Annotated in this window: 25 protein-coding genes and 2 other annotated features; of the genes, 4 read left to right on the plus strand and 21 right to left on the minus strand. The window is 40.2% G+C overall.

Annotated elements, in window-relative coordinates:
• Positions 1 to 11: 11 nt before the first annotated feature.
• From G7058_RS02575 to G7058_RS02645, 15 genes are all read right to left on the minus strand, one after another.
• A complete protein-coding gene (locus tag G7058_RS02575; RefSeq protein WP_166062078.1) occupies positions 12 to 647 on the minus strand; it encodes an amino acid ABC transporter permease in 636 nt (211 codons plus the stop codon).
• Positions 648 to 663: 16 nt separating this feature from the next.
• Positions 664 to 1,434 (minus strand): amino acid ABC transporter substrate-binding protein, encoded by a 771-nt coding sequence (locus tag G7058_RS02580; RefSeq protein ID WP_227004480.1) that lies wholly within the window; start codon positions 1,432 to 1,434, stop codon positions 664 to 666.
• A gap of 15 nt (positions 1,435 to 1,449) precedes the next feature.
• Complete coding sequence (locus tag G7058_RS02585; RefSeq protein ID WP_166062079.1) at positions 1,450 to 2,241, minus strand: amino acid ABC transporter substrate-binding protein; 792 nt, start codon at positions 2,239 to 2,241, stop codon at positions 1,450 to 1,452.
• 122 nt (positions 2,242 to 2,363) lie between these two features.
• Positions 2,364 to 2,616 (minus strand) — a binding site (T-box leader).
• 79 nt (positions 2,617 to 2,695) lie between these two features.
• Positions 2,696 to 3,223 carry a rod shape-determining protein MreD gene (mreD, locus tag G7058_RS02590; protein WP_166062080.1) on the minus strand — a complete coding sequence of 176 codons (528 nt, stop codon included), beginning with the start codon at positions 3,221 to 3,223 and terminating at the stop codon, positions 2,696 to 2,698.
• Positions 3,223 to 4,077, minus strand: a complete 855-nt coding sequence (mreC, locus tag G7058_RS02595; protein ID WP_166062081.1) for a rod shape-determining protein MreC — start codon at positions 4,075 to 4,077, stop codon at positions 3,223 to 3,225. Before mreC ends, mreD begins: the two co-directional genes overlap by 1 nt.
• Positions 4,078 to 4,109: 32 nt before the next feature.
• Positions 4,110 to 5,141: a rod shape-determining protein gene (gene mreB / locus G7058_RS02600; protein WP_166062082.1), complete on the minus strand. Its 1,032-nt coding sequence runs from the start codon at positions 5,139 to 5,141 to the stop codon at positions 4,110 to 4,112.
• Between the two features lie 379 nt (positions 5,142 to 5,520).
• Positions 5,521 to 5,721, minus strand: a complete 201-nt coding sequence (locus G7058_RS02605) for a cold-shock protein (protein WP_166062083.1) — start codon at positions 5,719 to 5,721, stop codon at positions 5,521 to 5,523.
• Between the two features lie 143 nt (positions 5,722 to 5,864).
• Positions 5,865 to 6,551: a RadC family protein gene (gene radC / locus G7058_RS02610; RefSeq protein ID WP_166062084.1), complete on the minus strand. Its 687-nt coding sequence runs from the start codon at positions 6,549 to 6,551 to the stop codon at positions 5,865 to 5,867.
• Positions 6,552 to 6,627: 76 nt separating this feature from the next.
• Complete coding sequence (locus tag G7058_RS02615; protein ID WP_166062085.1) at positions 6,628 to 7,272, minus strand: HAD family hydrolase; 645 nt, start codon at positions 7,270 to 7,272, stop codon at positions 6,628 to 6,630.
• Positions 7,269 to 8,576, minus strand: coding sequence for a bifunctional folylpolyglutamate synthase/dihydrofolate synthase (locus G7058_RS02620; RefSeq protein ID WP_166062086.1), 1,308 nt, complete (start codon positions 8,574 to 8,576; stop codon positions 7,269 to 7,271). Before G7058_RS02620 ends, G7058_RS02615 begins: the two co-directional genes overlap by 4 nt.
• Positions 8,577 to 8,636: 60 nt before the next feature.
• Positions 8,637 to 11,282 (minus strand): valine--tRNA ligase, encoded by a 2,646-nt coding sequence (locus G7058_RS02625; RefSeq protein WP_166062087.1) that lies wholly within the window; start codon positions 11,280 to 11,282, stop codon positions 8,637 to 8,639.
• A gap of 78 nt (positions 11,283 to 11,360) precedes the next feature.
• Positions 11,361 to 11,584 (minus strand) — a binding site (T-box leader).
• Positions 11,585 to 11,617: 33 nt separating this feature from the next.
• On the minus strand, positions 11,618 to 12,109 hold the full coding sequence (gene tpx, locus G7058_RS02630; protein ID WP_166062088.1) for a thiol peroxidase: 492 nt from the start codon (positions 12,107 to 12,109) through the stop codon (positions 11,618 to 11,620).
• A gap of 72 nt (positions 12,110 to 12,181) precedes the next feature.
• On the minus strand, positions 12,182 to 13,390 hold the full coding sequence (gene thiI / locus G7058_RS02635) for a tRNA uracil 4-sulfurtransferase ThiI (RefSeq protein ID WP_166062089.1): 1,209 nt from the start codon (positions 13,388 to 13,390) through the stop codon (positions 12,182 to 12,184).
• A 14-nt stretch (positions 13,391 to 13,404) separates the two neighbouring features.
• The gene (locus G7058_RS02640) at positions 13,405 to 14,544 is read right to left on the minus strand and encodes a cysteine desulfurase family protein (protein ID WP_166062090.1); all 1,140 of its coding nucleotides are present in this window, start codon (positions 14,542 to 14,544) and stop codon (positions 13,405 to 13,407) included.
• A gap of 72 nt (positions 14,545 to 14,616) precedes the next feature.
• Complete coding sequence (locus G7058_RS02645; RefSeq protein WP_166062091.1) at positions 14,617 to 16,353, minus strand: septation ring formation regulator EzrA; 1,737 nt, start codon at positions 16,351 to 16,353, stop codon at positions 14,617 to 14,619.
• 352 nt (positions 16,354 to 16,705) lie between these two features.
• Here G7058_RS02645 and rpsD point away from each other — a divergent pair, with 352 nt between their 5' ends.
• Positions 16,706 to 17,317: a 30S ribosomal protein S4 gene (rpsD, locus tag G7058_RS02650; RefSeq protein ID WP_166062093.1), complete on the plus strand. Its 612-nt coding sequence runs from the start codon at positions 16,706 to 16,708 to the stop codon at positions 17,315 to 17,317.
• A gap of 181 nt (positions 17,318 to 17,498) precedes the next feature.
• Here the strand turns inward: rpsD and G7058_RS02655 are convergent, their stop codons facing one another.
• The 4 genes from G7058_RS02655 to G7058_RS02670 form a co-directional block, all read right to left on the minus strand.
• On the minus strand, positions 17,499 to 18,245 hold the full coding sequence (locus tag G7058_RS02655; RefSeq protein ID WP_166062094.1) for a helix-turn-helix transcriptional regulator: 747 nt from the start codon (positions 18,243 to 18,245) through the stop codon (positions 17,499 to 17,501).
• Positions 18,246 to 18,834: 589 nt separating this feature from the next.
• Positions 18,835 to 19,527 carry a 5'-methylthioadenosine/adenosylhomocysteine nucleosidase gene (locus tag G7058_RS02660; RefSeq protein WP_166062095.1) on the minus strand — a complete coding sequence of 231 codons (693 nt, stop codon included), beginning with the start codon at positions 19,525 to 19,527 and terminating at the stop codon, positions 18,835 to 18,837.
• 17 nt (positions 19,528 to 19,544) lie between these two features.
• Complete coding sequence (locus G7058_RS02665) at positions 19,545 to 19,739, minus strand: hypothetical protein (protein ID WP_166062096.1); 195 nt, start codon at positions 19,737 to 19,739, stop codon at positions 19,545 to 19,547.
• Positions 19,732 to 20,292 carry an NUDIX domain-containing protein gene (locus G7058_RS02670; protein WP_166062097.1) on the minus strand — a complete coding sequence of 187 codons (561 nt, stop codon included), beginning with the start codon at positions 20,290 to 20,292 and terminating at the stop codon, positions 19,732 to 19,734. The genes G7058_RS02665 and G7058_RS02670 overlap by 8 nt, the downstream gene beginning before the upstream one ends.
• 187 nt (positions 20,293 to 20,479) lie before the next feature.
• On the opposite strand from G7058_RS02670, the gene G7058_RS02675 reads away from it, so the two are divergent.
• From G7058_RS02675 to G7058_RS02685, 3 genes are all read left to right on the plus strand, one after another.
• Positions 20,480 to 21,166 carry a 5-bromo-4-chloroindolyl phosphate hydrolysis family protein gene (locus tag G7058_RS02675; RefSeq protein ID WP_166062098.1) on the plus strand — a complete coding sequence of 229 codons (687 nt, stop codon included), beginning with the start codon at positions 20,480 to 20,482 and terminating at the stop codon, positions 21,164 to 21,166.
• Between the two features lie 12 nt (positions 21,167 to 21,178).
• Positions 21,179 to 22,378, plus strand: coding sequence for a toxic anion resistance protein (locus tag G7058_RS02680; RefSeq protein WP_166062099.1), 1,200 nt, complete (start codon positions 21,179 to 21,181; stop codon positions 22,376 to 22,378).
• Between the two features lie 125 nt (positions 22,379 to 22,503).
• Entirely contained in the window at positions 22,504 to 22,755 is a 252-nt protein-coding gene (locus G7058_RS02685) for a GlsB/YeaQ/YmgE family stress response membrane protein (RefSeq protein ID WP_166062100.1), read from the plus strand.
• 137 nt (positions 22,756 to 22,892) lie between these two features.
• Here G7058_RS02685 and G7058_RS02690 read toward each other — a convergent pair whose 3' ends face one another.
• Complete coding sequence (locus G7058_RS02690; RefSeq protein ID WP_166062101.1) at positions 22,893 to 23,093, minus strand: cold-shock protein; 201 nt, start codon at positions 23,091 to 23,093, stop codon at positions 22,893 to 22,895.
• 207 nt (positions 23,094 to 23,300) lie between these two features.
• A complete protein-coding gene (locus G7058_RS02695) occupies positions 23,301 to 24,485 on the minus strand; it encodes a MalY/PatB family protein (RefSeq protein WP_166062102.1) in 1,185 nt (394 codons plus the stop codon).
• Positions 24,486 to 24,551: the final 66 nt, after the last annotated feature.

A 24,551-nucleotide genomic window follows, 5' to 3' on the forward strand; every position in this document is an offset into this window, starting at 1 on the left:
CCGTCACCCTCCTAATAGTTTCGTTTCGCTTCAAGTGTATTTAATATAATGGTAATAATGCCAGTAACGGATAAGTACAAAATCCCTACTCCTAAGAAAGGAATCAATGATGCATACGTATTCGCAGCAATTTGCCCTGCACGCAATAATTCACCAATCCCTAATATATAGACAAGGGACGTATCCTTCACCAATGAGATAATTTCATTTCCGACTGATGGCAACACAATTCGGAAAACTTGCGGCACAATAATACGGATGAACCCACGTACTTTTCCAATCCCTAAGACTGTAATTGATTCAAATTGATCCCGGGGAATGGCCAGAATACCACCCCGGAAAATTTCTGCATAGTAGGCCGCATAGTTAATAATGAAGGCCAAAATTGCAGCTGTGAACCGATCCATAACGATGCCTATAAATGGGAGGCCGAAGAAGAAAAACATTAATTGTAACAGCAACGGAGTTCCACGCATAATGAATATGTAGACTTGAATAATAGAGCCGATCCAACGTGGTGCATAAACCCGAATAACCGCAATTAAAAATCCTAACGGTATACTTATAATGCCGACAATAAAAAATATTTGTAATGATACTAGAAAGCCATCCCATAAAGAAGGCCAAATCGTTTGAATAAGTTCCATATTTTAATCCTACTTTCTACTCAGAGAAGAACCACTTATCGTATATATCGTCGTAAGTTCCATCTGCTTTTATTTCTTTAATCGTTGCGTCAATTTCTTTTTTTAATTCTGTATCCTCTTTGCGCAGAGCAACCGCCATTTTATCTTCCCCGAAATCTTCTTCCAACACTCGGAAAACGGCTTCTTTACCCGCTTCTTTCACGTAATAACGCCCGTATGTTGATCCCACTACAATCGCATCCACTCTACCCGCTTCCAAGTCCATGAAGCTGTTATTGTTTGAAGGATAAAGAACAAGTTCCCCACTTAATTTTTCATAAATACCGGAAGCATCTTCTTTAATTTTGTCAATGGAGCTAGAGGACTGTTGGGTTGAAAGCACCTTACCTGCTAAGTCACTCTTTGTTTGAATAGGACTATCCTTCAGAACAAAAATTGCTTGGGTTGCGCTCAAATACGGTTCACTCAGCAATACTTTTTCCGCCCGCTCCGGTGTGACAGCATACCCATTCCAGATTAAATCAATATTATTCGTATTTAATTCTGTTTCTTTCATAGCCCAATCGATTGATTGGAATTCCACTTCATAACCAAGCCGGGACAGTGTCTCTTTTGCTAAATCAACGTCAAAGCCAACAACCTCATTGTTATCGTCTAAAAAGCCCATCGGCGCAAACGTCTCATCCATACCAATCGTAATCGTCTTTGGTGTGTCGGCAGTAGCACCATTGCCACACGCGGCTAATGTTACTGCTGCCAAAAGGAGAAATAGAAGTTTTTTCATCATCGCTTCCTCCTTTGCTTATTCAGCGAACCATTTCGCATAGATTTCATCGTATTTGCCGTTTTCTTTTAATTCAGCCAACCCTTCATTGATTGCTGTTTGAAGGACCGTATCTTCTTTTCTGATACCCACTCCATACTCTTCGTCACCGAAATCTTCATCCAAAACTTTGAATTTATCGGCACCTTTTTGTTTCATAATGTAACGTCCTAATACTTCGTCCACAACGATTGCGTCGCTTCGGCCACTTTCCAAGTCATTAAACACATCATTGAATGTTGGATATAAAATAGGCTCTCCACCATCAAACTTTGCAACAATTCCTGTTTCATCCGCATTCATCGCATCAAGTGTTGCAGATGCTTGTTGCGTTGCAACTACTTTATCCGCAAGATCTGCTTTTTTCGCAATTGTGCTTTCTGATAACGTAACGATGATTTGAGAATTTTGTAAGTACGCATCACTGAATGCAACTTTTTCTTTACGCTCTGCAGTGATTGTATAACCGTTCCAGATTAAATCAATGTTGCCCGCATTCAATTCTGTTTCTTTCATCACCCAATCGATGGGTTGGAACTCAAAGATGATGCCTTCTATTGCGCCGATTTCTTTTGCTAAATCGACATCAAACCCGACGATTTCACCATTTGAATCACGGAAACTCATAGGTGCGAATGTCTCATCCAAGCCCACCACATAGGTTTCTTTCAAAGTATCTGTTGTTTCTGTAGAATTTTCTGATGTTGCAGTTTCAGAGCCACATGCTGCCAAAAGTACGCTGGATGCCAATAATAAAAATAGATTTTTCATGATAATTTCCTCCTGGTTTCCTGTAATTTTTCCCCTGATCCGAAATGACGTGATTTTGCCGACGTTTTCGCTGACTGCAGTTCAACAAAAAAACGCCCTTTGATTTTCTAATATCTAGAAAATCAAAGGACGATAGCTTAAGTGCTTCGTGGTTCCACCTTTATTTGCAATACTCTCACGAGTATTACCTCTTCGCGTTCATTGATTAAACGCTAGTGCTGTAACGGGCACAACCGAGTCTACTTACTCGCGAATTGCTCTTTTCAGTAGTCTTGCTCCGAGATGTGTTTTCTTTTTCTACATACACTTGCTTTCACCAACCGCAAGCTCTCTACCGAATGTTCGAAAAATACTTTTTCTCTTCTTTGCATTTCTATTAGGTAAAATCATAATAACACAGAATTTATTAAAAACAAGTATTAAATAAAAATATTTTTTTAATTTATTTCTCATTTTAGACGCTGTACATCCACTGACTCAACTTACGCAAGGGATAGTAAAGAATAATAAGAATAAAAAGATTCAATAAAACAGCGGGTCCCAATCGAGTTGAAAGGAAGGTGGCAAACGGGATTGATGCCAGGCCTAAAAGACTGTAAGTACCAAAAACAAATATTTCCACATAACAAACACTTAAAATATACACAATAAATACCATTATAGGTGCTGAGGATATAAATTTTTGGCTCCGTTTTAACAGATAAATACAGGATGCAAGCGCCGTTACATAAATGCCGAGAATCCCTATGTAATAACTGTCATACATCATTCCAAAGAGCAAGGCATAAAGAAACAAGGGTTGTTTTGGAAAAAACAATGTAAAGACAACGAATAACAGCAGCATGATACGCGGGACAAACACAACACTATTATCCAACAAATAAGGCGAGAAGATATTCGTTACGACACCATCTGCTACCAATCCAATGAATAGAAAAATAGGAATCAAATAGACGTAGTTGAGCGTGCGATTTTGTACCATTATGGCGCAACCTCGCTTCCCCTTTTAATAATCGTAACATAACGTATTTCTCCGATATTACCGGCAGGTTCGATGGTTACTTCCTGGAATAAACCAAACGCATCCATACGTACTTCCTTCACTACTCCAATCAGTAATGAAGCAGGTGATACGCCTCCCAAACCAGAAGTAACAACTTGTTTCCCTACTTCTATTTTCGCGCTTGGATCAATTTCAGACATCACTAATAACCCTGTGTTTGATTCATAATCATCAACAATCCCATGAATAGGCCCGTCAGGCATTTGCACTTCAGCAGACACGCGGTTCACTGATTGATTGGCTGTTGATAGTAATAGTATTTTGGAGGTAGTCGGACTGACTTCAGCCACACGTCCGATTAGACCATTTCCTGACATAACCGACATATCGACAGCAACGCCATCTTCACTCCCCTTATCAACGATGATTTGGTCAACCCATGTATCCGGGTTACGTGAAATAACGCTGGAACTGATCGTACTGAATTCTGACAGACTGTTTTGTAGTTCTAGTTCTTGTTTTAGACTCATATTCTCTTGATCTAATGTATAAATACGCGCCTGCATATTATCTAAAGCATCTATTTTTTGTTTGAGCTGTTGATTTTCTTCATAGGTATGCAACAAATTATCGACAGAATCGACAAAACCATTCACGGCTTCAGCCGGCTTAGCGATTACAGTCGCTGCCAAGCCCGTAATATCATTCATAAATAATTGCGGAATGGATGCATCCTCGCGATTACGCGTCATAGAAAAGGCAATTGTACTTATAAAAATGATTACGGAAATCAGCAGTACAATCATTCTTTTATTATTGAAAAACTGATTCACCTTAAAACCTCTTTTCATTCCTGTTCATCCACTTATTGGGTGCTCTGTTCTTTTTTTAGTTGTTTTATTCTTTTTAGATTTTCACCGATACCTGTGACCACGCAATCTAACGGATCCGCCGAAACGGCAGTTGGTATCTCGGTTTTCTTTTCGATAACCTTGGCAATATCATGCAATAAAGCGCCCCCGCCCGTCAAGACAATCCCCTGGGTAATCACATCTGCTGCAATTTCTGGTGGAACTTGCTCTAATACGGAGATGACCGCTTCAACAATGGCATGTAATACCGGCTGAATTGCGAACGAAATATCTTGCGGTGCAATGGTTACTTTTCCAGGCAATCCTGATGCACAGTTTCTACCCTTTACTTCTTGTTTCTTGTAGTAAACCGACTCTTTTAAGTCTGCAGAGCCACTTTTCATTTTTATCATTTCAGCAATACGTAAACCAATCTGTAAGCCATATTTTTTTTCAACATAGGTACGAATTGCTTCGTCCATTTTATCTCCTGCGAAGGGAATTGTTCGACTGGCGACGATTCCACTTAAAGAAATTAAGGCAATATTTGTTGTTCCCCCACCAATGTCAACGATAAAGTTACCGGTTGGTGCTGAAATTGGCAGACCTGCTCCGATTGCGGCTGCATACGGTTCATCGACTAAAAATGTATCCTTTGCGCCAGCTTCTAAAGCAGCATCAACGACAGCGCGTTTTTCAACTTCTGTAATTCCGGTTGGAACACAAATCATGAGGTACGGTTTTTGAAACGAAAACTTAGCGGATTTCTTAATAATATTCTTAATCAACGCAACGGTTGTTTCATAATCTGCAATGACGCCTTCTTTTAAAGGTCTGGAGGACACATAATAACCAGGTCGCTCATTCAACAATCGAAATGCTTCATTCCCAACAGCCACTATGTGACCTTGCGAAATATCACGAGCAACAATTGAGGGTTCTCTGTTTATAATCCCTCTGCCATCCATCCAAACAACAATATTTGCCGTTCCTAGATCAATTCCAATTCGCTTGGCTTTTAAACTAATTCCGGCCAATATATTCATCCTTCCCTCTGGTTATCATATATCTTTCACATTCTACCACAAATTAGAATGTGAAAAAATCGAAAGATTAAAATAAATAAAAATGTAACGTTTTCTTAAACATGGAAATAATAAATGGGAGAAATTCTTTAATTTGAGCGCAAAAAAACGTAAGTTGCAGGTTGATTGCCGGTACTACCGGCAATCAGAAATATGTAACCAGCTGTAAGCCGGTAAAAAGGGGAAAACACCGGCTTTCACCGAATTTTAGAGTGCTGTATGCCGGTTCAACAGCCTTTTAGGACTTCTTAAACCGGGAACCTACCCCAAGAAAACCATTTAAACACAAAAAAGCTGAGACAAATGAATGTCTCAGCTTTTTATCAACTAGGGGAAAAAATTAGATTTTTTCTACGTTAGCTGCTTGTGGACCACGGTTTCCGTCAACGATGTCGAAAGATACTGCTTGTCCTTCTTCTAGAGATTTGAAACCTTCGCTGTTGATAGCTGAGAAGTGTACGAATACGTCATCTCCGCCGTCGCGTTCGATAAATCCAAATCCTTTTTCTGCGTTAAACCATTTTACTGTTCCATTTTCCATGAAAAATTCCTCCTCGTGCAATTTGCACAAATATTGTAGTTATTGCAAATGGTACGATCGGAATGTTCATGACATAACTTTCTTTACCTTACAAAAACGTACCCTTATTATAACCATAGAATAAAATAATTGCAAGTATCAGCTTATATAATTCCATATTCTTTTAAGCTGATATAAATTTGATCGCCAATAATAAAGTGATCTAAAAGCTCTATTCCCATCATTTCACCACATTCAACCATGCGTCTCGTGAACACTAAATCGGCCTCGGAAGGCTCGGGATTTCCGGAGGGATGGTTATGTCCGAGAATAATGCGAGCGGCTGAAAAACGCACTGCTTCTCTAAAAATTTCTCTCGGATGTGCAACGGAACTGTTCAATGAACCTATAAAAATGGTTTTCTTTTTTATGATTTCATTTTTAGTATTCAAATATAAGGCTATCACATGCTCTTGCTGTAAATCACGCATTTCCTGCATTAAAAGTGCACCTGCAGTCTTCGTTGAAGTAATGACCCCACTCTTGAGTTGAGTTGAATGTGCCAGACGCAAGCCCAACTCAATACAGGCTTTGATTTCAATTGCTTTCGCTTTGCCAATCCCATTAATGGTCATTAATTCTTCCAACGAAGCCATCTTCAACGAATGTAAATCTTCGAATTCATTCATGACGCGCATTGCCAATTGTAACACGTTGCTGTCTTTCGGTCCCGTTCGCAATAAGATGGCTAATAATTCATGGGTTGCAAGTGATTTTTCACCATATTGTGCCAAGCGTTCTCTCGGGCGGGATGATTTAGGTACTTCTTTCAATAATGACGTTGCTTGCATATTATCTCTCCTTCATTAACTCTCTATAGATAGATATGCAAAAAAACGTCAAAAGCTTTTTTAAAAGTGCAAAAAGTTAAAATAATTCTTGCACTTCACTTAAATTGTTCACAATTGCGAATGTTTTATCACGTGCTTCGTGATTCGGTGCAATTAGATCGGGAACCATAATAACAGCAATGCCAGCCGCATGAGCCGCCCGCACACCATTCAATGAATCCTCTAAGATGAGGCAATCTTCTTTTTGATAGCCGGTCAAGGCACAAGCTTTTTCAAAAATTGCCGGATCCGGCTTCGAAAAAGTAACATCTTCACCGCTAACCCGGTGTGAAAAGTAGTGACTCAAATTCTCAGCTTCTAAATACAGAGCAATATCATGATGGAGATTTGACGAAGCTAAGACCAATTCTTTGCCTAAAGTAGTCAAATGGTCCAACAAAGGTACCAAACCAGGTTTATGCGGTACCCCTTTTTCAGCAACCATTTGATACAAGGTATCTCGGTAACCAAAAATAAGTTCCTCTGCAATGGCAGGGTCGCCAAAATCTTTTGTATATTTCGCCATACAGTCTTTTTCAGATAACCCTACTGAGCCGCGGTAATAGTCCATTGAGAAAGGCACTCCAAGTTTTTCGGCAATTTTTGCTTGCGCTTCGCAGACCAGTACTTCCGTATCGAACATCAGTCCATCCATATCAAAAATGATAACCTGTTTCTTCATCGTTCGTCCTCCATTAAATAGTGGCGTACTTCTGACAAGAAATACAAAGAACCGGTAATAAGTAAGAGTTCATCATTAGAAACGGAAACAGTTAACTCACGAATCAACTCTTGCCAATCTTCATGGTACGCGGCATCTTCCACTCCTAAGCGTTCTTTCAAATCGGTCAACGTTGCGACGCGTGGGAAATCAAATGTCGTCAGATGAATTTCATGATTAGGTATCCGCATTAACCAAGGCCCGATAGCTTCCAGCTCTTTAGTAGTCAGAGCCGCAAAGACAACTTTTATTTTTTTATTCTTAAAATTTGTTTGAAGCGTATCTAATAAGACAGCCATAGCCGGCTCATTGTGGGCACCGTCCAAGATAATAAGTGGTTCTTGGGAAATGATTTCCATCCGCACGGGCCAAAATGCCTGATCGAAACCTGTCAAAATACTTTCTTTCGTATAGGCTAACTGCTCTGCATTACAATACAGCAGAAAAGCTTGCAGTGCGGTTGCAGCATTCTCAATTTGATGATGCCCCATCAAGCTTATTTCAATGTCAGCCAACTGAAACTCCTGAGCAGAAAAATCAAAGTGTTCATGAAGATCAGTCACATTTGGCTTATTCTGCGCTGAAAAGTCGGTATTATAAGCCAAAACGGCGCTGTTCTTCTCCCGGGCAATATCCAAAATGACGGTGCGTGCCGGTTCTTGAATGTTCCCTATTACGAGTGGAATTTCCGATTTAATGATACCTGCTTTTTGGAATGCGATTTCTTCAATGGTATTCCCCAATATCTGTACATGATCCATCCCAATGGTGGTAATCATCGTCAGTTGCGGTTTGGCAATATTCGTACTGTCGAATAAACCACCCAAGCCCACTTCAAGCAGAACAACATCCGGTCGAACCTTGGAAAAATGAAGAAACATCATGGCGGTCACAACTTCAAATTCTGTTAGGGGACCCCATTCTGTTTCAGAAATCTCCATATAAAGCGGATAAATGATATTCGCTAATGCAATAATCGCTTCATCGGAAATCTGTTCACCGTTCACCATAATCCGTTCATTAAAACGCGTAATATGTGGAGAGGTAAAGCTACCAACTGAATGACCGGCTGACTGAAATAGTGCAGTGAGATAGGCAACGGTTGAACCTTTTCCGTTGGTTCCGGCAATATGGATAGACGAGAATTTTTCCTCGGGATGATCCAACTTTTCCATTAACCATTCCATTCGCTTTATGCCTGGTTTGGGTCCCATGCCCTTACGCGTGTGAATCCATTCCAGCGCTTCATCATAAGTTGTAAACATACTTTCACCCTTATCCAAAAAGATGGCTGGGAATTATTCTCAGCCATCTTCATTTTATAATTATAGTTGCGCTTTCAAGCTCGCAATACGTTCATTAACAGTTGCTAATTTTTCACGGTAATCTTTTTCTTTTGCACGTTCGCCTTCTACAACAGCGTCCGGTGCTTTGCTTACGAAACGTTCATTGCCTAGTTTTTTAACAACACGGTCTACTTCTTTTTCCAGCTTAGCTGCTTCGCCTTCCAGACGTACAATCTCGTCTTCCAACTTGATTAGACCAGCCAATGGCATGCGCACTTCTCCACCAGAAATAATCGCCGTCACAGCTTCTTCAGTTGTTTCTATGTTTTGACCAATTTCTAGTGTTTCTGGATTACAGAAACGCACAATGTATGCTTTATTTGCTGTGAAAATATTTTCCGTCGCATCATCATTCACATTGATTTGCATTGGAACTTTTTTGGACAACGGTGTATTCATTTCATTACGGATGTTACGTACACCACGAATCAATCCAATCAATTTATCCATTGCTGTTTCTGCTTCATGATTCATGAATGCTTCATCCACAATCGGATACTCTGCTACAACGATTGATTCACCTTCATGCGGTGCATTTTGCCAAATCTCTTCGGTAACAAACGGCATAATTGGGTGTAGTAAACGTAAAATGTTATCCAGTACGTATGCTAAAATGCTACGCGCTGTTTTCTTCGCTGCTTCGTCCTCACCTTGTAGGACTTCTTTAGTCATCTCAATATACCAGTCACAGTACTCATCCCAAATGAAGTGGTACAACAATTTTCCGGCTTCACCGAATTCAAATTTCTCCAACAATTCGGTTGCTTTGGCAATCGTACGGTTCAGTTTAGATAGAATCCATTGGTCAGCTAATGTTTTTTCACCAGTAATATCAATTTCATCATAAGTTAAACCGTCTAAATTCATTAAAACGTAACGGCTAGCATTCCAGATTTTATTGATAAAGTTCCACGATGCATCCATCTTCTCATAACTGAAACGCACATCTTGACCTGGTGAAGAACCATTTGATAGGAACCAGCGCAATGCATCGGCACCATATTGGTCAATCACATCCATCGGATCAATTCCGTTTCCAAGTGATTTACTCATCTTACGACCTTGCTCGTCACGAATTAGTCCGTGAATCAAGACATTTTCAAATGGACGTTGTTCTGTAAATTCCAACGATTGGAAAATCATGCGGCTTACCCAGAATGAAATAATGTCATAGCCCGTAACAAGCGTGCTTGTTGGGAAATAACGTTTGAAGTCTTCTGCGTTTTCATCCGGCCAACCCATTGTTGAAAATGGCCATAATGCGGAACTGAACCATGTATCCAATACGTCTGGATCTTGTTCCCAATTTTCTACGTCAGTTGGATCTTCCATGCCAACGTACATTTCGCCTGTTTCTTTGTGATACCAAGCTGGAATACGGTGACCCCACCATAGTTGACGTGAAATAACCCAGTCGTGGATGTTATCCATCCAACGCGTGAAGGTGTCTCCAAAACGGTTCGGGAAGAAGGAAACTTTTCCATCTGTCTCTTGATTTTGCAATGATTTTTCCGCTAATGGCGCCATTTTTACAAACCATTGTGTTGAGATCAACGGCTCAACAACAACATCGGTACGCTCTGAATGTCCGACACTGTGAACCGTTTCTTCGATTTTCACTAAGAAGCCTTCTGCTTCCATATCTTTTACAACTGCTTTACGTGCTTCAAAGCGGTCCATACCTTCGTATTTACCAGCTTCTTCGTTCATCGATGCGTCCTTATTCATCACGTTGATTTGTGGCAAGTTATGACGTAGACCAACCTCAAAGTCATTCGGATCATGGGCGGGTGTAATTTTCACAACGCCGGTTCCAAAATCTTTATCGACATAATCGTCGGCAATAATAGGAATTTCACGGTTCACTAACGGTAACAGAATCGTTTTACCAATTAGGTGCGCATAGCGTTCGTCTTCTGGATGAACGGCTACAGCCGTATCGCCTAACATTGTTTCTGGACGGGTTGTCGCCAGTTCAACAAAGCCGGACCCGTCTGCCAATGGGTAGCGGAAGTGATAGAAGGCACCATTTACATCTTTATGGATTACTTCAATATCAGATAGCGCTGTTTGAGCTTTTGGATCCCAATTAATTAAATATGCGCCACGATAAATCAAGCCTTTTTCATAGAGGGTTACGAACACTTTACGAACCGCATCCGATAAGCCATCATCTAAAGTGAAACGTTCACGATCATAATCAACTGAAATCCCCATTTTGCTCCATTGTTCACGGATAAAGCCGGCATAATCTTCTTTCCATTCCCATACTTTATCAACAAACGCCTCACGACCTAAGTCATGACGAGAAATCCCATCTTCGGCTAATTTCGCTTCTACTTTCGCTTGTGTCGCAATACCCGCATGGTCCATTCCTGGCAACCAAAGCGTGTCGTAACCTTGCATACGTTTCATACGGATTAACATATCTTGAAGTGTTACATCCCATGCGTGCCCCAAATGCAAACGTCCGGTAACGTTTGGTGGCGGGATAACAATTGAATAAGGTTTTGCATCTTTATTGCCGCTTGGACGGAATAACTTTGCCTCTACCCATTTTTTATATTTGCCTTTTTCAACTTCTTGCGGTTGATATTTTGTAGACATTTGATTCATCTCTGTCATTTTTTCAATCCTCTCCAGTGTTGTGTACGAAATGCGATTTGGGGTTCTATTTAAATACAAAAAAATCGCCCTGCAAATATGCAGGACGAATTGAATTCGTGGTACCACCTGAGTTTATGGGCATAATAATCCCATGTCTCGTTTTGATAACGGAGCTGTCTCCGAGCAGAACTACACAGCTGTGCCTTCATTCCACTAGCTCCTGGGCTACCTTCATCCAAACGATTAGAAAAGCTTCCACCATCTGCTCTTCTCGCTGTATAACCGTATTGGTTTACTCTTCCCAGTACAATCGCATTTTTCTCTTTAACAGTCTACCATCAAATCACTAAATTTTAAAGTAAATCTTTTGCTGCTTCAACGGCTGCCTCGTAATTCGGCTCGTCAGTCAATTCAGACAACATTTCACGGTAAGCAACTTCATTATCCTCTGTCAAAACAAAAACGCTGCGCGCTAATTTGTCCAATTCAGGAATAAAAATACCGAATGCTTTAGCAAATTCACGATCGGCATCAGACCACATGTCCATGTCTAATCCTTTTGCTGCACACCATTCGTTTAATTCTTCAATTGTGTTTCTAGAAACAGATACAAGACGCACACCTTCAATATTCGATGCAATTTCGTTAAATGAACGTGTTTGTTGGTCACAAACGCCTGTATTAATATCTGGAAATACGCTTAAGATAGTAACTTTGCCTTTGAGTTCTTCAGCCGAAACGGTGTTACCCTTCATGTCTTTTAGTGAGAATGCAGAAATAACCTCTCCTACTGCCGGCAGTTGACCTTCTACTGTCATGGGATTACCTTTTACTGTGATTTCCATACTTATTCCTCCTATTAACTTAGATACGTTAATTATACCAGTGTTAGAAAGAATTGTAAGCGATAAGCCTTGTTATAGTAAATCGCTGAAAATTGTTTCTTCTTCAATTGCAGTCGCTGACGTAATCGGCGTAACAATCATACCTTCAACAGCACGTTCTACTAACCCGACGATATCTAATTGCTCTTCATACCTCTCTGCACGGTCAATCTGTGGTTTTGTCTTTGGAGCCGCTGGAGCAAAAATTGTACAGCAATCTTCAAAGGGTTGAATTGATAAATCAAACGTATCAATTTTTTGGGCAATGTCGATAATCTCATTTTTATCCATTGTTGCAACCGGACGAATAATCGGTGTCGTTGTCACAGCGTTGATGGCAATCATACTCTCCAACGTCTGCGATGCAACCTGTCCTAAGCTTTCACCATTGAAGATAGCCAATGCTTTTCTTTTCTCACGGACAGCGTCAGTAATACGCAACATCATCCGACGGGTAATCGTCATTGCATAACCTTCCGGAATTTTCGCTTTAATTTCTTCTTGAATTTCCGTAAAAGGTACTTCGATAAATTGAATTTGACCACCAAAACGGGTAATCTTAGCTGTTAAATCTTTGGCTTTCTTTAATGCCTGTGGACTCGTATATGGTGGACTATGGAAGTGAACAGCTTCGATTTCCACGCCACGTTTCATCGCCAAGTAACCTGCTACAGGTGAATCTATCCCGCCCGAAAGCATTAATACACCGCGACCACTTGATCCAACGGGCAGTCCGCCTGCTCCTTGGTATGTTTCCGTACTAATTAAGAAGTGCTCTTTCTTCACATCTACACGAACAGTGATGTCCGGTTTTTTCACTTGAACAGTGATATTTGGGATGTTTTGTAAAACAGCAGCTCCAAATTCAGCATTCAACCAGTTTGTATCATGCTCATAAGAATGATCAGAACGACGGGTGGCAATCTTGAATGTTTTGCCTTCCGTTTCTAACCCTTGCATCAGCTCAACGACCGCTGCGCGTGCTGTTTCGTAATCACGCGGAATAACATAAACCGGTGAAAAGTTTTGAATCCCGAATATATCTTTCAAACGTGACGTGATAACCGCTTCATCGGCATCGTTTAAATCCAAGAAAATGAAATCATGGTTAGGTTGAATTTTAATTTGCGGATAGTCTTGCGTCGCTTCTCGGATATTCCGAGACAGTTGTTGGATAAATCTTTTTTTATTTTTCCCTTTGGTAGAGAGTTCACCAAAACGAATTTGAATGCGTGTTTCCATTGGTATTTCCCTTCTTACTTCTGAATTTTTTGAAATTTTGTATGGAGTTGATGGAATACTTCTTTAAATCTTTCTATTTCTGCCTGTGTATTTTCCCCAGACAAACTGACTCGAACTGCGCATTTGGACCATTCGCTTGGAACGCCCATTGCTTCTAGTGTCGCTGGTACATCACCTTTTTTACTGGAACAGGCACTCGTAGTCGAAAGGATAATGTCTTCATTGGCAAAGGCATGAACCATGACTTCACCGCGGACTGCCTTCATGGCAAAACAAATAATGTGAGCTGCCCCTTGCTCAGTACTAAAAATACGGACATCTTCATAGCCAGTTAGAAAGTCGATTAATATCCCTTTCAGTTGCATTTCTGTTTGGTGTGCAACCGTACGATCTTCCAATGCCATTCGTAAGGCTTTTGCAGTAGACGCAATACCTGGTACGTTTTCAGTGGTACTGCGTTGACCAGACTCTTGGCCGCCCCCTGTCAACAAAGGTGCCAACCGTTTGCCAGCTTTATGATACAAAATCCCGACGCCCTTTGGTCCACGGAATTTATGTGCCGATAGAACCAAGAAATCAATCCGGGGATGTTGAATGACCGCATCAAATTCAGTCAGACCTTGAACAGCATCCACATGATAATGAATCGTGGGATAAGCTTCAAGAATATTTCCAACCTCTTTAATCGGTTGAATCGCTCCGACTTCATTATTAACTGCCATGAGGGATACAAGAATTGTATCCGGACGAATGGCATTTTTGACTGCTTCAGCCGAAACCACACCCTGTGCATCTACTGGAATAACTGTGACTTCAAAGCCCAACTTTTCAAGTTGTTGCATCGTTTTTGAAACAGCCGGATGCTCGATAGCAGAAGTGATTAAATGTTTTCCGTAGGCTGCTTTTTCAATCGCAGTTCCTTTGATTACCCAGTTATCACCTTCAGTTCCGCCACTTGTAAAATAAATTTCTTTTGAGGAAACGTGCAGTAAATCAGCGACTTGTTTACGTGATTGTTGCAAGAGTTGGTCGGCAGTAACGCCTAATTTATGAAGGCTGGATGGATTTCCGATGACAGCCTGACTAACTTTTATGTACGTATCCAGCGCTTCAGGATATATCGGTGTTGTGGCACTATTGTCAAAATAAATCATTTCGTCACACTTTCTGTATTTTTTTGCAAAGATAAAGCTGAGACATTAACGATCATGTCTCAGCCTTATACATCATTTAGTCCCTTTTCTCGGTGTAAACGAGCGGCGGTTTTTATCTTCTAAATAACTTTCTTCTACGCGTTTGGATGCACCAGGATCCACTTTATTCAATGCATTCTTCATTATGCTCGCTGCACTTTCGTAATCATATGCCGTTTGGAATAAATCGAGTGCTTCACGTGCTGCTGCCACAATCGCTTGATTATCACGATGACGGTTTGCATATTGGATTAAATACTCAGTCATGTTAGCATTGTCCAGAATTTCTTCTGTACGTTTATCCAACAGTTGAATATCTTCTTCACACATCGCTACCAGTTTTTCGATTTCTTCAATATCAATCTTCACACGATTTAATTTTGCTGAAATTTCTTCGACCCGTTTCGATACAGCAAAGAACAAATCAAGATACTCGTGAGCCAAACCTGGCAGGTGTTGTTTTTCCAATGTACGCTTCATGTTACGCATATCCATTTCAAATAAATCAACAGCGTCTTCCGCTTCTTTTTCGCGATTTTTCAAATTACTTAATTTCGCTACTAATTCAGATTGTTCTTTATCAATCTCCGTTAGTTTTTGCGTCATTTTTTCGTAACGTGCCTTTGTTGCGGAATACGAAACTTCGTGCTCTGCCAATAACTTATCGTGGTAACGTAATGCTTCATTTTCGGCCATTAATTGATCTTCAAATTCTTGTGCGCGTGTTAATTCGTTATGATTTAAGAAGAAGTTTTGAGAAACCCGGTCGATTTCCAGAAGTACGTAACGGTTGCTCTGTAGAACATGATCCATCTTACGTGATAGGTTCGTTTGGTGACGGTCTACAAAATCTTTAGCTTCCATTTCATTCTCCATCACTGCATACGTATTCTCGATAATGCGCTCTGCTTTAGACATTTTTTTCTGTGCTTCTTCAACGTCTGCAAGACCAATTGAACTTTTAGCTTCAACTAAGATTGCTTCGATTTCTGAAATTTCTTCCAATACATCAACATTATCGAATACGTAATGCTCAGAAATTAAACGTTGGTATCCTTCGCGCAAATCAGAAATTTGCTCTTCGTATTCTTCTTTAATTTGTCTATTTAATTCAGGTATTGTTTCAATAACAGATTCCATCAACGTTAAATCTTGACTGATGCGTTCCAAAACTTCTTTTGCTTCCATATGATCGCCTTCGTTTGTCAGCGAATTGAACTTTGTAAAATCTAGTTCCATATAGTTCAAATTCTTCTCTAACGTTTCCACAGCAGGTCCGAATGTAAAGCTGTGAGCCAATAATTGCTTCCGAATTTTATTGTAGCGTTCTTGGTTCTCTTCCAGTTCCTTACGGTTTTCTTGTGCGCTTTCCAATAACTTCTCCAATGCTTTATTGACTTTCCCTACACTTGGTTCTGTTTCGGAAATCAAATTCTCTGCATTTTCGATTGCTTGTTTCGCTTTAATGAAATTAAATTGTTGAATGCTTTGTTCTGCACTCACTAGCGCTGCTTCGATCTCTGGGTATTGGAAACGTGTAATTGTTTGCCATGTTGCTTGCCAACTTTCGTAAGTCCGTTTGGTTTGACCAGTTAGATTCAGATTTTTCAATGTATACAAATTGTCAGCAACTGGTATTGCCATCATCTTATGTTTTCTTTCATCAATTTCTTTAATACGATTCGCTTGTTTACGATTCAGGTAGTAAACGACGCCATATCCGACCAAGATGACAACGAATATGCCCGCTAACCAATAAAATAAGTCCATTTAGAGTCCTCCATCTATTCAACTGTTGTCATGTGTACGCGACATAATGACCATAATATCATCATTCAGTATAGCACAGAAAAAATTATAAAAAAAGCAACTCTCTAAGGAATAAAATAAAGTTTTCATTATGGCGGTTGCTTGCATCTGTCCTATAGATATGTTATTATAACAGACGTGTAAAATAATGCAGCGGAAGTAGTGTAATCGCGTCAACATTCCATCGCCTCTTTGAGGTTCAATTGTGTACCCTTGCCGGCTGCATAAGGTGAAGATTGAAGGATGAAATGCACGTACTATAACATTTCCATTATTATTTTACTCCAAAACATATTATTGGAGGAAAAAAATTATGTCACGCTATACAGGCCCAAGTTGGAAAAAATCTCGTCGTTTAGGAATCTCTTTAACAGGTACTGGTAAAGAAATCGAACGTCGTCCATATGCACCAGGACAACACGGCGCTAATACTCGTCGTAAAATGTCTGAATACGGTCTACAACTACAAGAGAAACAAAAACTACGTTTGATGTACGGAATGAACGAACGTCAATTCGTTACTGCCTTCAAAAAGGCTGGTAAAACTAAAGAAGGTAAACACGGTGAGAACTTTATGGTCTTGCTAGAACGTCGTTTAGACAACGTTGTTTTCCGTCTAGGTTTGGCAACTACTCGTCGCCAAGCTCGTCAATTAGTAAACCACGGCCACATCACTGTTGATGGCAAACGTGTTGATATCCCTTCATACGAAGTAGCAGTTGGACAAGTTATCGCAGTTCGCGAAAAATCTAAAGACATGAGCATCATCCGTAACGCGGTTGAATCATTATTCGGTCGTCCAGATTTCGTAACTTTCGATGCTGAAAAACTTGAAGGTTCTCTAAACCGTCTACCAGTTCGTGACGAACTTACTGCTGACGTTGATGAGTCATACATCGTTGAGTACTACAACAAACTTGGCTAATCATTAGCTTCTTAAACAGAATCCTCCGGGGTTCTGTTTTTTTGTTAAAGTCTCTGGATTCTTTTGTGGGACTTTAATGGCTGATCTGAAGTCAGGAATGTGCCTCAAGGATGGTTGCGCCCGCTTCAACCGCAAAAAACCGTGCCCCTTTTCCGGACACGGTTTTGAATATTGTGGGTATTTATAAGTCCTTATAATCAGCAATGTAATACAATAAATCGTGGGCAGATTCTTCTTCTATGATTTTATATTCAGTACCATTCATATCACGAATGATTGTATCGCTGAGCTTCGTAAATTCTTGATAGTAGCCCAACGCGGAGACAATGTATTTATTGCCTTTAGTTTCGATGGTTAATAGCTTGTATTCGGTTAGACCATTTTCTAGTCCTTTTTCTTCAAACTCAGCCTGCTTTTTTTGAATATCAGTTGGATCCATAAAAGGCAGAATCCAAACACTGAACTCATTCAACACAAGCATGTCCTGTTTTCCAAACGAAATGAACGAATCCTGAAAGGTCTTGGAAGGATCAAGATGCAATTGCCATACAGAATCTACTAGATCGGAAGGTCGCAAACCGGCTTCATTTTCAACCTCATTTTTACTTTCCCGTACTATTCCTGAAATGGTTACTCCGATAAAGATACTTAATATACCGAGTAGGACATAGTTCAATATTTTACGGCGTTCACTCTTGCGCGCTTTTTCGGATATCGTTTCAACCAGTTTTGAATCTTCCTTCAACAACAAATCCAGCGGTATTTTATAGAGGTCACTTAATTTCACAATGATATCCAAATCGGGATAGGTCCGCCCGACTTCCCAACTAGAAATAGTTTGGCGCGACACGTTCAACAATTCTGCTAGTTCTTTCTGGGTATAATTTCCTTCTTCTCGTTTTTTCTTCAAACGCTCATTCAAGTCCATTCCACCAACTCCTTTGTTCCTTCAGTATAGCAAATATGATAGATAGTGGTACGCAAAAAACACAAAACCTTGTCGTAACAACGTGCTACAATTTGTTGCCCACCTCAAACGTGCTTTTTCACTTCATCTCCCTGCCACATTTATGCTTCGAGTAATAACAGTTATCGGACTTCGATTTCTTCCGCAGCCTTATTCACTCGACTCACCTCTTATGTGATTTCTGTTTATCAGGCCAAAGCTTTTCCTGAAGCTTCCTTAAGATTCCACCTCACATTGGACACCCTTGCTGTCAGGTCGCATTTGGGACTTGCACACGTTAGAGTTCGTCCATGCTGGGCGAACCAAAAAGGAGCTGGGAATAATCCCGGCTCCTCTACTATTAACGAATAATTGTGGCGTAAACGTGCTAAAAAAGGCAGATCCGACATCCACTTTGTCATGGTTGTTGCTGCTTTAGCAGCTTACAAACATGATACACTTGGGCTTCAGCCCACAGTGCTCCTGAAATAATGCGCGGATAGTCTTCGCCCATCCTGTGCTTATTCGCTCCAGTGATTCGGATCTAAACGCCTTTTTTCCCACTCTCTTTTTATTGCTTGTAGTGACGAACAAACGCCAAAACTAATTCTGCTGATTTTTTTCCTGCTTCAATGATAAATTCATCAAATGACACAGATGCTTCTTCGTCGGCACTGTCTGATATTGAACGAATCACTACGAACGGCACACCCATTACGTGACATGCCTGCGCAATGGAAGCTCCTTCCATCTCAGTAGCACCCGCAGAAGGAAACTCATTCACAATACGATCAACTTCTGATCTCTTAGCAATAAAAGAATCACTAGAAACAATCAAACCTTGGTGTGGTGTTAAGCCTACTGCAGTCGCTGCAGTCATAATTCCTGTTACGGCATTTTCATCGCTCACATATGTTGCCGGCATTTGCGGAACTTGGCCTTTTACGTAGCCAAATGCCGTTGCATCCACATCATGATAAGCTAGTTCATCGGCAACTAATACGTCTCCGACTCTCAATCCAGGCAAGAGTCCACCTGCTGAACCGGTATTAATAACCAACTCAGGTTGATAGCGATTAATCATAAAGCCGGTAGCCAAAGCAGAGTTCACTTTACCGATACCGGATTGCGAAAGAACAATTTCCTGTCCGTCCACTTTTCCACTGATATATTCTAAATGCTGCACTTTCTCAACTTTTTTATCTGTCATATGCGCTAACAAAACGCGCGTTTCTTCTTCCATTGCTGCAATAATTCCAATCATTTCTTGTCCTCTTTTCATTAAATTACAAATGCTAAAACGAAAACCAATACTATCGCAATCGCTACGCCAATAATAGCCCAGTTGTAAAACTTATCCAACTTACGCCCCTGCTCTTTTGCAGTCGTACGCTTACCTGCATTCTTTTCTTTCTCACCTACTGTTTTAGCTTTTTGGTAGGTTTCTCTCGTAATAATCGGTTTCTTTTCATTCATTTTCGTTCATTTCCTTTAATCGAAGTTGCCAATACAACAACGCATATAATGTTTTTGCATCACAAATTTCTCCACTTGCTTGTAATGCCAATGCTTCTTCATACGTACATTCTAAAACTTCAACAAATTCATCTTCATCGAGTGGACGGGGATTTTCAATAATAGATAAATCCTCGGCTATGTAGAGCGTGAATTTCTCATCTAAATAAGCAGGTGTTGGGTACATGGTAACCAGTTCTTCCCATTTATCCGCATGATAATGTGTTTCTTCTTCTAACTCGCGTTTGGCAGCCTCTAGTGGGTCCACATCTGTGCCTTCCAATTTCCCAGCAGGTATTTCCACAACTGTACGATCCAACGGCTTTCTAAATTGTCGAACCAAAACCATCTTCCCATCGTTAGTAAAAGGAATCATCGCAACAGCACCAGGGTGACGAATAATTTCACGAACAGAAGTAGCGCCATTTGGCAATAGTACTTCTTCCCGCTCCAAATGCACAAGTACACCATCGAATATGACTTCTTTACTCAAAGTTTTCTCTTCAAATTCCATTGCACTATCCCCTATCCTCAATCTTCTCTCATCATGATACCTATCTCTTTAACAGATTACAATAACATCTAACTGATTTCAGTCTCAGGTTTCTTAAAAATCATCCTTTTGACCGATAGGTGGTTTCTCCGTAATTGTGATAAAATAATGATAGAGGAAATGACAAGTGTAAGAGGAGGATAAAATAATGCTTAAGAAAATAATACATATCTTGAAATTCACCTTTACAAGCGCTATCTGCTTAGTTGCGTTAATACTGATGTATTTTCTGCTCGGTTACGACATAATAACTTCTCTCGTTTTAACCATTGTACTGGGGTCAATTTTATTTCATTACAAAAACAAACAAAAGCGCGTCACTACTGCGCCGGTTGAACGGGTGACTCCGGAAAAAGAGTCTTACTACCGTGAACAAGGTCTTACGAAAGACGAGATGAATTTATTCCGTAACACCATGCACGCGGCACGTACACATATAGAAGAAATCGAGCACAATGTCAGCAGTCGTACGAAGTTGCAAGCAATCACGACTCGTAACAACACGCTGCCAATTTTGAAAGATTTCTTTAAACATATTGTTGAACAGCCACAACGTCTGCATGAAGTCAGTCACTTTCTATATACACAATTACCTAATTTAAAAGAATTAACGGATAATTATTTAGAAATCGACAGCCATGTGACGAAGACAAGAGAAACGTATCAATCGCTTGAAAGCAGTGCGAACGCAATCGACATCCTATGTCAAAAAATCAACGTTTCATATAGCGATTTTATGGAAAATGATATTGCCAATATGGAGCTCGAGATAGAACTTGCTAAACATGCTGCATCACGCGATAATGAAACAAATCATTCAGATACAGAGATATAGGGGGTATTTTATTTGGATAACGAAAAAGCAACTGATGTAAACAAGGAACTTGATGACTTATTAGCCAATCCCTTTGCGGATCCTTTCGCTAATGCAACTACGACGCAACCTGACAAAGGTGAGCTAGCTGATACTGTTCAGAACAATCAACTGATTTCCCGTCTTCCTGAAGAACGACAAGTCCAAGCACGTGCCTTGGCTTCTCAGATTGATGAGAAGAATATGTCTGCCATTATCAGCTATGGTGCAGCGGCACAAAAGCAATTAGGCGACTTTTCAAACTCGATGCTCGATCACGTTCAAAATCAAGATACAGGCGAACTTGGCGATTCATTGAATGAATTAATGTTTAAGTTAAACGAAACCAGCCCTTCCGACTTACGCGCTGAAGATAATAACATTTTTAGAAAGATGTTTGGAAAAGTAAAACAAAGCGTTTATGAAATGACGGCGAAGTACCAACAGATTGGTGCACAGATTGATAAAATTGCCCTTAAACTGGATCGTGAAAAAAATGGTTTGTTGAACGACAACATCATGTTGGAACAACTTTATAAAAAGAATGAAGATTACTTCAATGCTTTGAATATTTATATTGCTGCTGGTGAAGTAAAGTTGGATGAACTCAAAATGACTATCATTCCAGAAGCAATCACTGTTGCAGAAAAAACACAGAGTCAAATGGATGTACAGACGGTTAACGACTTGAACCAATTTATGGACCGTTTGGAAAAGAGAACCCATGATTTGCGGTTAACACGCCAAATGACCATTCAACAAGCACCGCAAATTCGTTTGATTCAAAATACCAACCAAGCTTTAGCTGAGAAGATTCAAGCATCCATTCATACTGCCATTCCATTATGGAAAAACCAAGTGGCGATTGCCATGACCCTTCTGCGTCAAAAAGATGCGGTTACGGCACAACGTCAAGTTTCCCAAACTACGAACGATTTGATGCTGAAAAATTCTGAGATGTTAAAGATCTCAGCAATTGAAACGGCACGCGAGAATGAACGTGGTGTGATTGATATCGAAACATTAGAGAAAACACAACAAGATCTTGTAGAAACGTTACAAGAAACACTTAAGATTCAACAAGAAGGTCGTACGAAACGCCATGAAGCAGAACGTGAATTATCTGCGATGGAAGGCGAACTGCGTACGCAATTACTGGAACTACAAAAGGAAGAATCAAAGCTCTACAACTAACTTTTAACCCCTGTTTCCTTATGGACAGGGGTTATCGTTTTGTTTTTGGAAAACTTTCCTTTATACTATGAACATAGCAGGAAACAAGAGCTATATACATATTATTTTTTGAAGGAGGAATAAAGATGGGCTTAATTTGGTCTCTTATTGTTGGTGGTGTTCTAGGAGCAATCGCAGGTGCAATCATGGGGAAAGATGTCCCAGGTGGTATTATCGGTAACATTATCGCCGGATTCTTAGGCTCCTGGTTAGGTACTTCTCTAATTGGTGAGTGGGGTCCTAATATTGGTGGATTCTACATTGTTCCAGCTTTGATTGGTGCAGTTGTTTTAATCTTCATCGTGTCCCTCGTATTACGTAACACACGTTCACGCTAAGTAATCATTTAAGAGTGCTTCACACTCATATAACAAAGGTCGGGAGAAATCCCGGCCTATTATTTTTATAGACAGAAAAACAGGCTTGGACATTTGTCCGAGCCTGTTTGAGTAGTTGGATTAAAGCCGACTAACGATTACAGTTTTGTAACGTTAGCTGCTTGAGGTCCACGGTTTCCTTCAACGATGTCGAATTCAACTTCTTGACCTTCTTCTAGAGTCTTGAATCCGTCTCCTTGGATTGCTGAAAAGTGTACGAATACGTCTTCTCCACCATCGATTTCGATAAATCCAAAACCTTTTTCACTGTTAAACCATTTTACTTTACCTTGTTCCATCTTGCAGTACCTCCAAAAAATATATTCTGGTAATCCGTTCTTATAAATTAAAAATTATACTTACTTAATGTCTATAATTAAAAAGATAACTTAACTTTATAATTGCAAATTACTTAGTTAAGTATAATAAAGTTTACATATAAATGCAAGTCCTATTTTACAAACGCTTTCAGAAGTGTTGCTTATGCTTTTTACTTAATATCTTTTTTATAGTAATCTGGCTTCTCGGATAATGGCTTCAATCGTTTGTTCAACGAATTCAGGCTTAGTAGCAAGGTTTATCCGGATATACCCATGATAACTCGTTCCGAACCATTCGCCGTAATCAATCGCCACGCCGCATTTTTCTTGCATAAATTCCGTCGTGTTCATCCCCTTCAAAACAGGGTTTAAATCCACGAACATTAAATAGGTGCCTTGCAAGGGTGCGACCTTAATCTCCGGAAGTGCTTTTTTTAAAGCCATTACAGCATCGTTATAGTTGTCTAAAATGACGCCCTTTAGAGCCTCCAACCACTCTTGCCCACCCCGGTAAGCTGCCTCAGTCGCAATCACACCCATCACGTTCGCTTCACTTCTAATAGCCGTGCGGGCATAGTCATCATACTGTTTTCGTAAGACTTCATCCGTAATGATAATATGTGCGTGCGTCAATGCAGCTAGGTTAAACGATTTAGAAGCCGAATTTGCAGTTATAATCCGATTACGGAAGCGCCCATCCGCAACAGTCGCACTCGGAATATGCTTCGAATCGCCAAAGGTAAAGTCTTGATGAATCTCATCCGAAATAACTAAAACATCATGCCTTTCACAAATTTCAAATAGACGTAGTTGCTCTTCTTCTGTCCACACCCGTCCTGCTGGATTATGCGGGGAGCAATGAATATACATTTTCACTTGTTCCGCAATGATTTTCTTTTCAAAAGCTTTAAAATCAATTGAGAAATGGCAATCGTTATTTTCTAGATCCAACGTAATCAGCTGACGATTCGTATCTCTCACGGCATCGTGGAAAGGATAATAAACCGGTGTTAAAATTATTACCGCATCATTTTCTACAGTAAACGCATGCAATAGATGGTATAGTGCCTGAACAATTCCCGGAGTATAACGAATCCACGCTTTCTTTAATGGAAAATTAAAGTGGTTCGTCATCCATTCGTTAACTGTATCGAAATAGTCGCTGCCGGTGAAGCTGTAACCATATACGCCATGTGCAATTTTTTCTGCCAATGCAGCTGTAATCGCGTCCGCAACCTTGAAGTCCATATCTGCCACCCACATCGGTAAGAGATTATTGCCCTTAAATTTGCTATCTACCAGATCCCATTTTACTGAGCGGGTATTTTTGCGATCGGTATAGTAGTTATTTAAAAATGTCTGCTTATCCATGACTGCCTCCTCTAATAATCTTAAACTCATTCATAGGCTTAACTCTAACCAAAGCTGAACCGTTTC

This window comes from Jeotgalibaca porci, from assembly GCF_011299095.1.
GTDB classification, from domain to species: Bacteria; Bacillota; Bacilli; order Lactobacillales; family Aerococcaceae; genus Jeotgalibaca; species Jeotgalibaca porci.

Coding starts and splice junctions, on each gene's coding strand:
- G7058_RS02645 (WP_166062091.1), bottom strand. CDS start 16,353: ATGGACTTATTTTATTGGTTAGCGGGCATATTCGTTGTCATCTTGGTC.
- G7058_RS02580 (WP_227004480.1), bottom strand. CDS start 1,434: ATGATGAAAAAACTTCTATTTCTCCTTTTGGCAGCAGTAACATTAGCC.
- G7058_RS02575 (WP_166062078.1), bottom strand. CDS start 647: ATGGAACTTATTCAAACGATTTGGCCTTCTTTATGGGATGGCTTTCTA.
- G7058_RS02625 (WP_166062087.1), bottom strand. CDS start 11,282: ATGACAGAGATGAATCAAATGTCTACAAAATATCAACCGCAAGAAGTT.
- G7058_RS02695 (WP_166062102.1), bottom strand. CDS start 24,485: ATGGATAAGCAGACATTTTTAAATAACTACTATACCGATCGCAAAAAT.
- G7058_RS02620 (WP_166062086.1), bottom strand. CDS start 8,576: ATGTTTACAACTTATGATGAAGCGCTGGAATGGATTCACACGCGTAAG.
- G7058_RS02615 (WP_166062085.1), bottom strand. CDS start 7,272: ATGAAGAAACAGGTTATCATTTTTGATATGGATGGACTGATGTTCGAT.
- G7058_RS02605 (WP_166062083.1), bottom strand. CDS start 5,721: ATGGAAAATGGAACAGTAAAATGGTTTAACGCAGAAAAAGGATTTGGA.
- G7058_RS02655 (WP_166062094.1), bottom strand. CDS start 18,245: ATGGACTTGAATGAGCGTTTGAAGAAAAAACGAGAAGAAGGAAATTAT.
- thiI (WP_166062089.1), bottom strand. CDS start 13,390: ATGGAAACACGCATTCAAATTCGTTTTGGTGAACTCTCTACCAAAGGG.
- G7058_RS02690 (WP_166062101.1), bottom strand. CDS start 23,093: ATGGAACAAGGTAAAGTAAAATGGTTTAACAGTGAAAAAGGTTTTGGA.
- G7058_RS02675 (WP_166062098.1), top strand. CDS start 20,480: ATGCTTAAGAAAATAATACATATCTTGAAATTCACCTTTACAAGCGCT.
- G7058_RS02670 (WP_166062097.1), bottom strand. CDS start 20,292: ATGGAATTTGAAGAGAAAACTTTGAGTAAAGAAGTCATATTCGATGGT.
- rpsD (WP_166062093.1), top strand. CDS start 16,706: ATGTCACGCTATACAGGCCCAAGTTGGAAAAAATCTCGTCGTTTAGGA.
- G7058_RS02660 (WP_166062095.1), bottom strand. CDS start 19,527: ATGATTGGAATTATTGCAGCAATGGAAGAAGAAACGCGCGTTTTGTTA.
- mreB (WP_166062082.1), bottom strand. CDS start 5,141: ATGAATATATTGGCCGGAATTAGTTTAAAAGCCAAGCGAATTGGAATT.
- radC (WP_166062084.1), bottom strand. CDS start 6,551: ATGCAAGCAACGTCATTATTGAAAGAAGTACCTAAATCATCCCGCCCG.
- tpx (WP_166062088.1), bottom strand. CDS start 12,109: ATGGAAATCACAGTAAAAGGTAATCCCATGACAGTAGAAGGTCAACTG.
- G7058_RS02665 (WP_166062096.1), bottom strand. CDS start 19,739: ATGAATGAAAAGAAACCGATTATTACGAGAGAAACCTACCAAAAAGCT.
- G7058_RS02685 (WP_166062100.1), top strand. CDS start 22,504: ATGGGCTTAATTTGGTCTCTTATTGTTGGTGGTGTTCTAGGAGCAATC.
- G7058_RS02640 (WP_166062090.1), bottom strand. CDS start 14,544: ATGATTTATTTTGACAATAGTGCCACAACACCGATATATCCTGAAGCG.
- G7058_RS02585 (WP_166062079.1), bottom strand. CDS start 2,241: ATGAAAAATCTATTTTTATTATTGGCATCCAGCGTACTTTTGGCAGCA.
- mreD (WP_166062080.1), bottom strand. CDS start 3,223: ATGGTACAAAATCGCACGCTCAACTACGTCTATTTGATTCCTATTTTT.